General features: G+C 68.6%; 16 protein-coding genes. 9 read left to right on the plus strand and 7 right to left on the minus strand.

The features are described from left to right. Nucleotides 1–19 precede the first annotated feature (19 nt). The 7 genes from DEJ05_RS08225 (at nucleotide 20) to DEJ05_RS08255 (ending at nucleotide 4,304) form a co-directional block, all read left to right on the plus strand. The gene (locus DEJ05_RS08225) at nucleotides 20–613 is read left to right on the plus strand and encodes a biotin transporter BioY (RefSeq protein ID WP_071245214.1); all 594 of its coding nucleotides are present in this window, start codon (nucleotides 20–22) and stop codon (nucleotides 611–613) included. 85 nt (nucleotides 614–698) lie between these two features. Then, nucleotides 699–1,280 carry a hypothetical protein gene (locus tag DEJ05_RS08230; RefSeq protein WP_146245053.1) on the plus strand — a complete coding sequence of 194 codons (582 nt, stop codon included), beginning with the start codon at nucleotides 699–701 and terminating at the stop codon, nucleotides 1,278–1,280. After that, the gene (locus tag DEJ05_RS08235; protein ID WP_111110198.1) at nucleotides 1,277–1,807 is read left to right on the plus strand and encodes a DUF6611 family protein; all 531 of its coding nucleotides are present in this window, start codon (nucleotides 1,277–1,279) and stop codon (nucleotides 1,805–1,807) included. The genes DEJ05_RS08230 and DEJ05_RS08235 overlap by 4 nt, the downstream gene beginning before the upstream one ends. 49 nt (nucleotides 1,808–1,856) lie before the next feature. Then, complete coding sequence (locus tag DEJ05_RS08240) at nucleotides 1,857–2,198, plus strand: hypothetical protein (protein ID WP_111110199.1); 342 nt, start codon at nucleotides 1,857–1,859, stop codon at nucleotides 2,196–2,198. Nucleotides 2,199–2,302: 104 nt separating this feature from the next. Continuing rightward, nucleotides 2,303–2,896, plus strand: a complete 594-nt coding sequence (locus DEJ05_RS08245; RefSeq protein ID WP_111110200.1) for a TetR/AcrR family transcriptional regulator — start codon at nucleotides 2,303–2,305, stop codon at nucleotides 2,894–2,896. Between the two features lie 26 nt (nucleotides 2,897–2,922). Then, the gene (locus DEJ05_RS08250) at nucleotides 2,923–3,636 is read left to right on the plus strand and encodes an NADPH-dependent F420 reductase (protein WP_111110201.1); all 714 of its coding nucleotides are present in this window, start codon (nucleotides 2,923–2,925) and stop codon (nucleotides 3,634–3,636) included. Nucleotides 3,637–3,701: 65 nt separating this feature from the next. Next, the gene (locus DEJ05_RS08255) at nucleotides 3,702–4,304 is read left to right on the plus strand and encodes a hypothetical protein (protein ID WP_146245054.1); all 603 of its coding nucleotides are present in this window, start codon (nucleotides 3,702–3,704) and stop codon (nucleotides 4,302–4,304) included. Here DEJ05_RS08255 and DEJ05_RS08260 read toward each other — a convergent pair. Beyond that, nucleotides 4,264–5,205, minus strand: coding sequence for an EamA family transporter (locus DEJ05_RS08260; protein WP_111110203.1), 942 nt, complete (start codon nucleotides 5,203–5,205; stop codon nucleotides 4,264–4,266). The two genes, DEJ05_RS08255 and DEJ05_RS08260, sit on opposite strands and share 41 nt — an antisense overlap. Nucleotides 5,206–5,300: 95 nt before the next feature. Between DEJ05_RS08260 and DEJ05_RS08265 the strand changes: the two genes are divergently transcribed. Beyond that, on the plus strand, nucleotides 5,301–5,798 hold the full coding sequence (locus DEJ05_RS08265) for a MarR family winged helix-turn-helix transcriptional regulator (RefSeq protein WP_111110204.1): 498 nt from the start codon (nucleotides 5,301–5,303) through the stop codon (nucleotides 5,796–5,798). Nucleotides 5,799–5,849: 51 nt separating this feature from the next. On the opposite strand, the gene DEJ05_RS08270 is transcribed toward DEJ05_RS08265, so the two are convergent. Further along, nucleotides 5,850–7,547, minus strand: a complete 1,698-nt coding sequence (locus DEJ05_RS08270) for a phosphatase PAP2 family protein (protein ID WP_111110205.1) — start codon at nucleotides 7,545–7,547, stop codon at nucleotides 5,850–5,852. 316 nt (nucleotides 7,548–7,863) lie between these two features. On the opposite strand from DEJ05_RS08270, the gene DEJ05_RS08275 reads away from it, so the two are divergent. Further along, on the plus strand, nucleotides 7,864–8,070 hold the full coding sequence (locus tag DEJ05_RS08275; protein WP_146245055.1) for a hypothetical protein: 207 nt from the start codon (nucleotides 7,864–7,866) through the stop codon (nucleotides 8,068–8,070). 40 nt (nucleotides 8,071–8,110) lie between these two features. Here DEJ05_RS08275 and DEJ05_RS18430 read toward each other — a convergent pair whose 3' ends face one another. From DEJ05_RS18430 to DEJ05_RS17845, 5 genes are all read right to left on the minus strand, one after another. After that, nucleotides 8,111–8,761 (minus strand): AAA family ATPase, encoded by a 651-nt coding sequence (locus tag DEJ05_RS18430; RefSeq protein ID WP_375334835.1) that lies wholly within the window; start codon nucleotides 8,759–8,761, stop codon nucleotides 8,111–8,113. A 21-nt stretch (nucleotides 8,762–8,782) separates the two neighbouring features. Next, on the minus strand, nucleotides 8,783–8,959 hold the full coding sequence (locus tag DEJ05_RS18050; RefSeq protein WP_159557109.1) for a hypothetical protein: 177 nt from the start codon (nucleotides 8,957–8,959) through the stop codon (nucleotides 8,783–8,785). After that, complete coding sequence (locus tag DEJ05_RS08285; RefSeq protein ID WP_146245057.1) at nucleotides 8,956–9,576, minus strand: hypothetical protein; 621 nt, start codon at nucleotides 9,574–9,576, stop codon at nucleotides 8,956–8,958. The genes DEJ05_RS18050 and DEJ05_RS08285 overlap by 4 nt, the downstream gene beginning before the upstream one ends. A 1,154-nt stretch (nucleotides 9,577–10,730) precedes the next feature. Beyond that, a complete protein-coding gene (locus DEJ05_RS08295; RefSeq protein WP_111110209.1) occupies nucleotides 10,731–10,919 on the minus strand; it encodes a hypothetical protein in 189 nt (62 codons plus the stop codon). A gap of 471 nt (nucleotides 10,920–11,390) precedes the next feature. Then, nucleotides 11,391–12,317 (minus strand): hypothetical protein, encoded by a 927-nt coding sequence (locus DEJ05_RS17845; protein WP_146245058.1) that lies wholly within the window; start codon nucleotides 12,315–12,317, stop codon nucleotides 11,391–11,393. Nucleotides 12,318–13,139: the final 822 nt, after the last annotated feature.

Below are 13,139 nucleotides of genomic sequence, written 5' to 3' on the forward strand. Positions count from 1 at the left end.
CCCTCTGCAAGGAGTCACCATGACCACGATCACCCCCGCCGCACACCGTCCGCTCGCCGACGCCCTGCTCCCCCGCACCGCCGTCGTCAGCACCGCGCTGGTCCTCGGCGGCGCACTGCTGACCGCCGGTGCCGCGCAGGTGTCCGTGCCGATCTGGCCCGTCCCGATCACCGGGCAGACCCTGGCCGTGCTGCTCGTCGGCAGTGCCCTCGGTGCCCGTCGCGGTGCCCTGTCGATGCTCGTCTACGCGCTGCTCGGTGTCGTCGGGCTGCCGGTCTTCGCGGACGGTTCGGCCGGGGTCGGCGTGCTCGTCGGCCCCTCCGGCGGGTACATCGTCGGCTTCGTCGCCGCCGCGGCCCTGGTCGGCTGGGTCGCCGAGCGTTTCGGCGACCGCCCGCTGCGGAACGCGCTGCTGTCCTTCGCCCTCGGCACCGTCGTCACCTTCGTCGCCGGGATGGCCTGGCTCGCGGTGGCACTCGGCCTCGACCTGCAGCAGACCCTGCAGTACGGGCTGTACCCGTTCGTCCTCGGTGGTGTGGTGAAGACCCTGATCGGCGCCGGCGTGATCTCCCTCGGGTGGACCGCAGCCCTCCGCTCGGCCACCCGCCGGTGAGCGCTCCGTCAGGACTCCGGCGCCGGCCGTAGGGGTTCCGTCAGGAGGCCTTCCGCGCTGTTCGAGCCCGCGAGAGCGTGTGGTCGTGACACTGACTGCGATCATGCCGACGCTCCGTGCGTCGCTCCCCGATCCGATGGACCCGTTCCTCTGGCCGGCACACACCGTCGCGACCACCGACGACCTGCTGGTCTCGGCGATCTCGATGGTCCGGCTCGCCGACCTCACCGGCACCCCGACCGTGCACACCGCCGAGCAGTCCCCGCCCCGGTACCGCCCGCGCGGCTGGGCACCCCGCGACGTGAGCGTCGCCGTCGCGGCGGTCACCCGTGTGCGGCGACCGCGCACCGGGGTGGTGCTCCTGGAACTGGACGCGGTCCTGCCGACCTGCGCCGTGCTCGACCAGGTGCGCCTGATCGGACGCCGGAGCACCGCTCCCCTCTCGCCGATGTACGTCGTCACCCGCTGTGACGGTCAGGCCGACGGTCCGTTCCACCGCCTCCCGGCTCCGTTGCCCGCCGACGTCCGCGAAGGTGACCTGGTCTGCTTCCCGTGCCTGGCGACCGTCCGGCACCGCGACGTCGTCGAGCCGGTCCGGGCGGAACTCGCGCCGGTCCGGGCGGAACTCGCGCCGGTGCGCGCGGAACTCGCGCCGGCGGATCGATGACCACGGCGCTGCCGGTCCGCACCCGGCTGCTCGACGGCACCCACCTGTGGGGCCGGTACACGATCCGACCCGTCGGTCGGACGCTGTGGAGCTCGCGGACCCTCGTCGTGTTCCCGCCCGGCACGACCACCGGCGAGCGCCTGCTGCTGCGTGCCTGGCACGTCTGGCCGGCCGTCGGGGCGGTCGTCGCCCTCGCCGCCCTGGTGCTCGCCGTCTCGGTCCCCGCCGTCGGCACGACCACCGCGCTGCTCGTCTACGGCGGTGGCTTCGCGATCCTCGCCCGCGCCACCCGCACGCTGCGACCGCGGGTGCGGTCCGTCACCGTGACGACGTTCCTGGGCGACGGACGCCGCGAGGTCCACGGCGACGAACGCCTGCTCACCGGCTCCCTGGACGCGCTGTCGATCCTGGAGCAGGCGCTCCGGGCCGACCGCATCCGCCCCGTCGACTTCGAACTGATCTGGGCCGACGTGTGGAACGCCCTGGAGTCCCCGGACCTGGACCACCGCGTGCAGCGGTCATCCTGAAGCCGGTTCCCGCGCCGCGCGTTTGTATGGGTCCGGGAAGGAGTACGCGATGAAGCACATCCACTACGACGCCACCACGATCCTGGTCGGTGACGACGTCGCCGACGCCGTGATCGAGTACGCCGCGGCCCTCGCAGGCGGGGACCGAGCGGACACCGTCGACGTGCCCGCCGTCGCCGACGACGGGACGATGACCACCACGAAGATCCTCATCGGACCCTCGAGCGAGATCGTCATCGAGGACGCGGAAGAGGACGAACTCGAGATGGACAACGGGGAGTTCGTCGGGCGGCTGCGCGCCGCCGCGAAGACCTTCGGGCACAGCGAGCCGATCCACGCGAACACGCGGTCGGACCTGGCGGACGCGGCGGAGGCTGCCGAGGAGCACTGACGCCCGGGCGTCGCGCTTCCGCGACGAAACGGAGAGGGTCTCCTGTACTGTGGTGATTCCGGAGAGCCTCTCCGGTACTCGACACCACAGCCTGGAGGCCCGCCATGCCCGAGCAGACCGCTCCCGCCGGGCGCGCGCCGCGTGCTGACGCGCTGCGGAACCGGGACCACATCCTGCGGGTCGCGGAGCGGGCGTTCACCGAGCAGGGCGTGTCCGGATCGCTCGACGCGATCGCCAAGCGGGCCGGCGTCGGCGCCGGCACCCTGTACCGGCACTTCCCCACGCGCGAGGCCCTGCTCGCCGAGCTCCTCGCCGCGCGCGACGAACACCTGGTGGCCCGTCGCGAAGCGCTGCGCGACGGCTCTGTGGACACCGGCGACGCCCTGCACGGCTGGCTCGACGCGGTCACCGAGTGGGCCGGCACGTTCGACGGACTGCCCGAGCCGCTCCGTGCCGCCGCGTCGTCCGACTCGTCGCCGCTCGCCCTGACGTGCCAGGGGTTCATCACCACCACGGACGAGTTCCTCCGCGCCGCCCAGCGTTCCGGTCGTGCGCGTGCCGACGTCCGCGCGCGGGACCTGTTCCTCGCCGCCCTGGCGACCAGCTGGGTCCGGGGTGCCGCGATGGCCGACGACTCGTCCTCCGCCGCACTCTCCGCCCTGTCGCGGCGCGGCTGGGAAGCCCCGATCCTCCCTTGACGTCCACCTCCTTGAAAGGGCACCACATGAACCGCATCGGCATCATCGGCAGCGGCGCCATCGGCACCGCGATCGCACGCCTGGCCGTCGCCGCCGACCTCGACGTCCTCATCGCGAACTCGCGCGGCCCCGAGTCGCTGCAGGACCTCGTCGCCGAGCTCGGCCCGCGCGCGCAGGCCGGCACCGTGCGGCAGGCCGTCGAGTTCGGCGACGTGCCCGTGCTCGCGATCCCGCTCACCGCCTACCCGGCACTCGCCCCCGACCTCGACGCCTTCGCCGGGCGGACCGTGCTGTCGACGGGCAACTACTACCCCGGTCGCGACGGCCGGATCGAGCAGCTCGACAGCCTCGCGACGACCACGGCGGAGTACGAGCAGATACTCCTGCCCGGCACGCGGATCGTCAAGGCGTTCAACAACATCGTCGCGCACCACATCCCGAACCTCGCCGGCTCCACGCCCCGCACCGCACTGCCGATCGCGGGCGACGACGAGCAGGCCGAGGCCGTGGTCGCCGAGCTCGTGCAGCTGCTCGGGTTCGACACCGTGAACGCCGGGACACTGGCCGACTCGTGGCGCTTCGAGCCGGAGTCCGGGGCGTACACGGGGATCTACGCGGCGAGTGCCGAGGGGTTCGCGGCGGACTACCTGGCCGATCAGGGAGCACCGTTGCCCGCGGAGCGGCTGCAGGACATACTGGCGGTGTCGCACCGGGCGGATGTGGCGAACCGGCAGTTCTGACGATCGCAGCTCCAGGGGGACACTTGCGACGACGAAACCATCAGCTCCTCACTGCAGCAGTGAGCATGGCCTGCATCGCCCTGGTCAGCGGGGTGTCCGCATGTGCCACGCCTGGGGCTGCCTCCGGGCCGGAGCCCGATGCGCTGAGCGCGGCGCGAGCGGAGACCATCCTCGACGCGAATGCCGACCAGGCGTGGCAGCTGGTCTCGTCACGCCATCCGGGGCTCGAGCGGCCGGTGGTCGGCCGCGTCCGGACCGTCTCGCACGCCGACTGGGCCCCGACGCAAGAACGGTGCATGACCGCCGCGGGGTTCCCGCAGGCGAAGGCGATGCCCGACGCGAGCCTCGCCTCCGGGCAGGTCCCGGACGCACGGTCCGAGCCGTTCGCGGTCGCCGAGTACACGTGCGGGGTCGAGTACCCCATGGCCGCGAAGTACCAGACTGCCTTCAACGAGTCCCAGCTGGAGTGGCTCTACCGCTACTCCACGGGCGAGCTCACGAAGTGCCTGCAGGACCGCGGCATCGCGGTGGGGCGCGGCCCGAGCGAGCAGGAGTTCGTCGACAGCGACGGGGCGTGGTCGCCGTACCGGTCGGTCGATCTGCCGCAGTCCCAGTACTACGAGCTCGTCACCGCCTGCCCGGAGATCCCGGACTCGATCTACGGCTGAGCGGCTCGGAGGAACGCCCCCGAGACCCCGCTTGTCCGAGCTGCCCACCCAGGGAACCGAGGAGCGCGACGACGAAGCCGACGATCTGCAGCGGCGACAGCGCCTGGCCGAGGACAACCCACCCGAGCACCGCAGCGGTCAACGGACTGAGGACGCCCAACAACGCGATCCGGGCCGACGGCAGCGCCCGTGCGCCTCGGAACCAGACGCTGTAGGCCAGGGCACCACCGACCAGCGTGAGCCAGGCGTACCCCGCGTACCCAGCGGCGGTCGGCTGCCACGGCCCGCTGTCGACGATCGGGATGAGCGGGGCGATCACCACGCCCCCGACGATGAGTTGCCACGCGGTCGAGGTCAGGGGGTGTGTGCCCTCCGGGGTGCCCCACCGACGAGTGAGCAGGAGCCCCAGTGCCATGGACACCGTGCCGAGCGCCGCGGCCGCGAGCCCGAGCACGTCGAACACGGCACCTCCGCTGAGGGAGACGAGCGCGACGCCCACCAGGGCCACGACTCCCCACGCCACGTGGGTGAACGCGGGCCGTCCCCACCGCAGCGCCAGGGTGAGGGCCACGACGACGAGCGGCTGGAGCGCACCGACGATGGCCGCCAAGCCACCCGGCAGCCGGTCGGCCGCGACGAACAGCAGCGGGAAGAAGCACCCGATGTTGAGCATGCCGAGCACGAACGTCCGGAGGCGCCAGCCCCTCGGTGGGACTCCCGGCCGGAGCGCGAGCAGCAGCAGGCCTGCGGGGAGCGCACGGAGGACACTCGCCGTCATCGGGTGATCGGCGGGCAGGAGCTCGGTGGTGACCACGTAGGTCGACCCCCACACGATCGGCGCCACTGCCGCGCTGAGCGTGAGGCCGGCCGCCGCCGACGTGGACAGTGGGCGATCGACCATCGGAGCCTCGATTCCTTCATGCTGAACTTCTCAACGTTGAGACATTACTGCCGCGATAGGCTCGCGTCGAACAGTTCAGCGTGAAGGAGTGCCCGATGGAGGATGCCGTCGATCGAGTCCTGGCCCAGTGGGGCCGGGAACGACCAGACCTCGACGTCCGCGCGATGGCCGTCATCGGGCGCATCGGGCGCGCCGAAGCGATCCTCGACCGGAAGGTCGGTGCCGTCCTCGCTGAGCACGACCTGCTGCCGGGTGAGTTCGACCTCCTCGCGACCCTCCGACGTTCGGGATCGCCACATCGGCTGGCCGTCGGACAGATGCTCGCCGCCACGATGGTGACCTCGGGCGCCGTCACGAACCGCTTGAACCGGCTCGTCGCGAAGGGCTACGTCACGCGGGAGACCGACCCCGCGAACCGACGGAGCGTGCTGGTCACGTTGACCGATCACGGCTTGACGGTGGTGGACGCGGCGCTTGCCCGGCACGTCGAGAACGAACGGGAGCTCCTCGGAGCCCTGAGCAGCGACGAGGAGCAGCAGCTGGCCGGGCTCCTCCGGAAGCTGCTGCTCGGCCTCGGTGACGGGGCGGCCTGAGCACAGCCCGTCGTGCCGGCCGCACTCGCAGCCGACCTGACGCGCTCCGCTTCAGGCGGCGCCGTGGCCCCGGCCGTGGCCGTGCTTCGTCGCGTTGGCGTTGACGAGGTGCAGTTCGTTGCCGTGGCGCTCCACCACGGGCTTGTACCCGGCGGGCAGGCCGGCGACGCGAACCCTGCTGAAGCTCGAACCCTTCGCGATCCGGTCCGCCGTGATCAGGACCAGGTCGTTCGCCACGGCCGCGCCCTTGGCGACGTGCACCCGCAGCGTCCCGCCGAACGACGCCGTGCCCTCGACGCGCAGGGCAGGACGGGGTCCGGAGACGCTCAGCGACAGGGCGGCGTGCGAGCGCTGCGTCAGGTTGCCGCCGATGCGGATCACCCTCGTGCTGGCCTCGGCGAGCGTGCCGGAGACAGTGGTCACCGACCCCTTGCCCAGGGCAGCAGCGGAGTCCGCGATCAGCGTCCCACCGCGGACGACGGTGCCGCCGGTGTAGCGGTTCGAGCCGGCGAGGGTGAGGGTGCCGGTCCCCCGCTTGGTCAGTGACCCGGTCCCGCCGATGTCGTTGCGCCAGGTGTCGGCGGCGTCCAGTCCCTTCTCGGCGGCGTCCATCGAGACGCTCACCGCGCTGTCGAACGCTCCGTAGCCGGACGCTGCCGAGAAGAGGTCGAGGCGCCCCCACCCTTCCGCGTCGTCCAGCAGGGGGTAGCCCGACGGCAGCGCGGTCGTCCGGAGCACCTCTCGGATCTGGGCGTCGCTGAGGTACGGCAGGCGGGTCCGCAGGAGCGCCTCGGCACCCTTCGGCACCGTGGCCGGGATCGTCTTCGTGCCGGTCCGCGTGAACCCGTACGTCAGGCGCCCGCGGTAGTCCTTCTTGTCCGCTGCGTAGTCCGCATACCGATCGACCGCGCTGGGGCTGGCGGCGGCGAGCACCTTCTCCGCCTGCTGGTGCGCCTGCTGCTCGAGCTGCGTGTTGGCCGGGTCGTCCAGGATGGCCGCTGCCAGCGCAGTCGCCAGGACCCGCCCGCCCATGACGTCGAGCGGTGAGTGCATCCCCGCGACGATCCGACTGTTGCCGATCTCCGAGCCGTTAGCGAGGAGCTCGGTGTACTTCTCCGGGTACGCGTACGCGAACGCCAGGGAGGCCAGGTAGCCGGCGTTGGTGTGTCCACTGGGGAACCCGCCGTCGGTGGCGGGCGTCGGGGACTTCTCGGGGACGAGCTGCGGCAGCACCTTGACGTCCTGGCTCTGCCGGTACGGCCGCGCGTACTGGTAGTACTTCTTCGCGTTGCTGGCAGAGGAGTAGTCGCCCCGCAGCGTGTTCACCAGCTGGACGACGTCGCCGAGTTCCGAATCGGTGTCCGCCCACGCTCCCTTCGCGTTGCCCTGGTCGACGTACTGCTTCGTCGTGGCGTCCGCCGGGATCTCGTCGGGGATCGTGGTGCCGGCGTTCGTCGCGGTCCGCACCGCGTCGGACAGGTCACCGAAACCCGCGATGGCCGAGTAGCCCTGGTTCCGTCGGTCGATCAGGTACGCCTCGTGCCCCTGCGCATCCGTGCGGGTCTGCGTGGTCCGCGCTGCCTGCGCGATGTTCGAGTCCAGGATCCGCTGCGCTGCAGCACTGGTGGCGACCCCGTTGTCCCACGACGACCCCGGGCGCCACAGGGTGCCGAACTGCGACAGCACCCCGGTCGCAGCGTTCGTCTCCGGCGTCGTGGCAGCAGGGGTGTTGGTCTTGTAGGTGTCCACGAAGTACCCGTAGGCCCCTGGACGCGGCGCGGTCCCCGATGTCGCCGCGGACGCTCCCGCCGGAGCGATCAAGGACACGGCGCACGCCACCGCCAGGACCCCCAGCACCGTGCGGGCCCGACGTCTGGGAACAGCGATCTGGAACCGGCGCATGGCGTTCTCTCCACTCGAAGCGTGGTCACACGACTCGGTGACACAGAGCAGCAGCGTGGCGCAGGCCCGTGAACCGGAAGTGGCACCTGCGTGAACCGCTGCCGTACTCGCTGCTGTTGCTCACCGCGGACCGCGCCGGGTCGGCGACGATGGGTTCGCACTCATGACCCCTCGACGCGTTGCACTCATGACGCTGGGGCTGCTGGTCATCATCATCGGCTTCGTGTCGATGGCCCACTCGGACGGCAGGTTCGACCGTCTGGCGGCGGTTCTCGTCATCGTCGTCGGGTTTGCTCTGCTCCTGTTCACAACGGCGCGACCGGGTCAGGCGGCGCTCGCGCGCTACTGGAGCAGGTACGAGAGGAAGTAGCCGCGCACCCGTCACTCCTGCCGGACCGTTGAACTGTCCGTTACCGGACGTGGAGCTCGAGGTAGTCAAGGGCCTGGCGCACCGTCTCTTCTAGCGGGCGGGTGCTGTCGATGACGAGTCGATCGTCCGTGCGGGGCTCGTACTCGTCGGCGACGCGCTGCACCTCGTCCCACGTCGGCAAGGTGAACCCAGGCAGGTCATTCGCACGCTGCTCCACCCGGCGACGGTGCTCGTTGACGTCCGCACACACGACCTCGATCACGCGCAGCGAAACCCCAGCGGCTTCCGCTGTCGACGCCCATCCAGCGCGAGCGGGTTCGACACCACTCACCGCGTCGGCGATGACCACCTGTCCTCGCCGCAGATTCGGCACCGCGATGGCATGCATGACCGAGTAGGCGGCGATCCCGGACTGCTCGGGCGGAATCTGGTACTTCCACATCGCGCCCTCGATCGCATCAACGCGAAGCGTCAGTGAAGGCGTCAGCTCCGCGATCGGGCAGACAGCGTCGACTTCCCTGCGCCGGGAAGACCACAAACCTGAACCAGCATCGGCAACTCCTTCGTTCCCAGGAGCTCCTTGTCTATCGGTCCTGGACGCGCAGCACCAGCGAAGTGGATACCTTCGTCGGCTTCCGATGACGTGTCCGAATGCCGCGCCGTGAAGCCCTCGGACGGGCGAGATCTGCACCGTCGCAGCGGCTGACGCACGTCACGACGCGCGGGGCACGTTCGCGCGCACGTCGTCGGCCTGCGCCTCGTCGAGTACCCAGAATCCGGTGTGCTCCGGGTAACGCTCCCGCAGGTAGGCCCGCACGGCCCGCCCCGGACGGGACTCGTTCGTGTAGCCGAGCTCGGCTGCCAGCTCTCGCGGTGTGTACGTCGTCATCGGTTGCTCTCCCTCTCAGCCGCGCCCGCGCAGCCGCCGAAGCCAGCCGGAGCGCGTAGTGGTCTCGCTACTCGCCTGGGGTGGTGACTCCCCGCCGCCGGCACGGGCCGAGTCATGGGCGCCGGCGCGCCGATCGTGATGGTCAGCTCGCGCTCCGCAGGGTCCGGGATCGGCGTCATCGGCCAGTCCGACGGCTCGTAGTTGTCCGGAACGACGTACCCGCCGCAGTCGACGACCTCGCCGGCGGCGTTCACCGTGACGTGCTGCACGTACAGCGTCCCGTCGTCGAAGTCGTAGGGGCTGGGCCCGTCCGGTGCGTACGCCGTCTGCTCGCGAAGCCCCTTCGACCAGGAGAGCCGGCCGACGGCGCCTTCGTCCGACGACGCCCACCAGTGGGTCCCTCGCCACTCGACGTGGAGCTCGTCGCCGACGCGGACTGATCCGATGTGCTCGGTGACCGTCGAGTGGTACAGGCTCGACAGCATCGGCGTTCCTCGGCCGGCGTACACACCTGCCACGAGCCCCGCGACACCGAAGCGACGATCGCCGTTCTTGTGCCTCGAGCCGAGCTGCTGATGACCATCCGCGGCCGCCGGCGGTTCTGCCGTCTGCGCCATCACCCCTCCTCGTGCTCGCTGCTCAGGCTACGAGCCGATCAGGCCGAGAGCCACTGCGATGACCAGCCCGCCACCGACGAGCACCGCCGTGGCGCTCCCGATGATCACGGCGAGTCGTTGGTCCCTGTGCATCCCCATGCGTCGAGCCTAGGAGCCGCGGGCACTCGACCGACCACCGCCGGAGCGATCGACGTCGTCGATATCCGCAGACAGACGCAGCATCAGGTCACTTCAAAGGGTGGGACTCAAACCGACGCATAGTGGCACCTATCGCAAGTTCCGGAGCCCACGACCGCAACGGAGTCGGGTGTCACCTTCGTCGAGGGAGACGACGGCCACCGAGTAACGGCCCGGAAGTTGCGGTTGCTCACACCGTCCCGGGACAGAGCGAAAGAGCCCCAGATGCCCGTCTTGACGGGGATCTGGGGCTCTTTGCGTTGGCGGTACCGGTGGGATTTGAACCCATCGCCGCGCCTCGGCGCGTCTAGAGAACACCTTCGATCGCTGTGAGTACAGGCTCTTCGAGACGACCCGAGCCTTGTGCCTCCCACTTCGGCCAAGTTGCGGTGCACCAAAATGCACCACGACCGAGCAACCCGTCGCCAGTACCGCGCGATGCAACCGAGCACTGCTGGGTAGCTGCCGCCGGGTGTGGACCAGGCCGGTGCGTCCATGCCGAGCGGCTGGTCGTCGGGTGGTTCCGGGGCGACGGCGGCGACCACCAATGCTCTGAAGTCGTCACCGGTCTCGGCCCGGCCTCGTCACCGCTCTCCGCTCTCCGCTCTCCGCTCTCCGCTCTCCGCTCTCCGCTCTCCGCTCTCCGCTCTCCGCTCTCCGCTCTCCGCTCTCCGCCACACCCATACCCGGTACGAGGAGCCGTCGCGACGGGTCACCTCGACCTGCACGGCACGGTCCGTAGAGGCGAGCACCACGGCGCGCTCCTGCACGCGGATCTCGACGAACCGCAGCCACACATCAACGGTTTCCCCCGGGGCCCCCACGACGAACCCAGGGCCGATTTCCTCCGGTGTCAGCGTCACCGGCGCCGGCCTGGTCAAGAGCTCCTTGATCGCAGCACGAGACACGTCGGTGCCGTGCTTGCGGTTCTTGCCTATGTGGCCATGATCCTACGAGCTCGAACACACGTTCGAACCTCAGTGCGCCCGACGGCCCCGCTGCACCTGCTCAATCGCATCCGCCTCAGCCCAGATCGCGGACACGCGATTTGCGTCCGGATGCGAGCCGCGCAGCTCGCGGTCGTAGTCGCGCACGGGTATCCGTCGGCGGGCGGCGAGCTCGTCGACGGTGAGCCAATGCAGGCCCTCACGGTCGGCGTCGTTCACGACGGGGACTGTAAACCCCGCGCCTCTGTGTAGCCAGAACGATCAAATTAGCGCGCCCGACGGCGCTAATTATTCAATGTCATTAGGGCTTTTTATAAGAACTAAGAATAAACCCAAGATTTGCGTCGAAATACTTGAATTTCAGCGGGAATTCTGCTAAACTATAGGTACGACCAATTACCGGACTCGAGGAAGGTAAAAGTCAATGAGTAAACCAACCAGAAAGAAGGCACAGAATGGGACGTCATTCCCGTAACTCAAATCCTAGAAACACCGTATCGAAGTCCATTCGCTTTGTCAAGAAACATCGCCACGTGATTTTCGGGAACCTACTTGTGTGGGTAGTGAAGGAGGTGGTCAAGCACATCAGGGACAACTGGCAAGACTGGCTCAATCTGTTCTAAGAACCCCGAGCCCGGGGGAAGGAGCAGGGCTATTCCCTGCTTCTCCCCCGGGGCTCGAGCATCCTCATCAGACGTCCACGTCCATATCAGTGTCGGTGTCCCAACCGGGGTAGTCATCGGGTGACACGAGCGACCAATCCGGTTCCTCGTCCAGCGTCATGACCGTGCGGAGGTTGTCGAACTGCAGCAGCTCGTCGGTATCAAGTTCCAGCCCGCAGACACCGCAGTTGAAGCGGATCGGGACGCCAACGATTGCGAGGTCCCCCACGTCGCCACCCTGCACTGTGGGGAACGTAGTGGCTCGTTCACACGAGACCCAGCCCAGATTCCGGCACGCGGGGCACGTGCGGTCGTCCGCTGGCTCGGTCCTTCTCGAGCGGCCGGCTCCCTCCAGCGCCGCAACGAACGGAGGGATCGCTTCCGCGCTAAGCCCGAGGGTCAAAATACGGAAGGAGTCCCGAGCAGCTTCAAGCCGCGCCTCCCGCAGCTTCTCTGCAGCAGTGGCGGCATCATCTCGGAGACTTTGGATAGTTCCTTCGTACTGGTCGGGCCAGAAGCTGAGGCCTGATGGGTTTGCGATTAGCGGCTCGAGTGCATCTCCCACAGTGACCAACCATTGAAGCAGCTGCGCGGGGTCCTCTGTATCGAGGATTCCTGCATGCACTGCCGCATTCCGTCGCGCGGCGAGCTTTTTGGCAGCGTCTTGCGCAGGGAGGTCCGGGAACATGTCGTGGACGAGCGCAATTTTGCGAGTCATTGCGATTGAACGAAGCTCTGCGTGCCGGACGGTCAAGTCCCGGTTATGACGGGAGAGCATGAGGAGCGATTGTGGGTGACGAGGGTCGGCCAGGAGCATTGGATCTACGGCGATGATAACGGCGGTGTGTAAGTACTCCGATGCGGACCCGGCAGCGATTGCGACCTCACGATGCGACTGTGCGTCCCGCTCTCCGTAGCGTTTAAATGCTTGTGTTGCATCGTGATACGCGAGCATGCGGAGCGCCCAGACCCAGTGGACAGATCGGTCCTCTGAAGGGATGGGTTGAACTTGCCTGCCTGCATCGCGCTGCTCCGCAGCGACTTCACCTGCGCTCATTGGTCACCTCCGCGTTTCCCCTGTCAGACGGCGCATCGAACCTGCGCGCGCGTCGGCTCGGCGAGAATGCCGAGGCGAGGATGCTCACTGCAACGATCGTCATGGCGACGACGAGCAGGAGCGTCAGTACGACAGCAAGCGAGAAGCTCCCCATCTCTGCACCTCCGATCGCGCTGAGACCAGATCTTAGCGTTGATGAAATTTGCTACGGACTGAACTCGGCGGGGCCGTCTCGATAGGCGATCGTCTACCGGACCGGTCGCTGTTTGGGAGTTGAATGTCACGGTGCGTAGAGGACGGGTACTGGCAGCTGCTGTACTGCCGTTGTTTTCCTTGATGCTTTCGAGTTGCACCGGATCGCTCGCCTGCTCGGGGGCGGCGTCTTACCCACCGAGTGTGTGGTTCAACGGCGCCAGTTGGGCGGCGGCGCATCCCGGGAGCCTCCGCGTATGCGCGGACAGTTTCTGCAAGACCTTCAGCAATGGGGACCTTGCTGCTACACAGCAACTAGTCGTCTCGAACGACGACGAAGGGCACGGACGTGCGGCGGTCACGCTACGAATCTCCGGCAATGACGTCACGAAGGTCGATGTCTCGCCACGGGTGACGCTGCACGACCTCGTGGAGCACAGCGCCTGCGGAGTTCAGAACCAATGGCAAGCCGACGTTTCGCTCGGCTCCAACGGCCAAATCACCGTGACCGACGCTGAAACCGGGCCA

The sequence above is a fragment of the Curtobacterium sp. MCLR17_045 genome (genome assembly GCF_003234405.1).
Classification (GTDB): Bacteria; Actinomycetota; Actinomycetes; order Actinomycetales; family Microbacteriaceae; genus Curtobacterium; species Curtobacterium flaccumfaciens.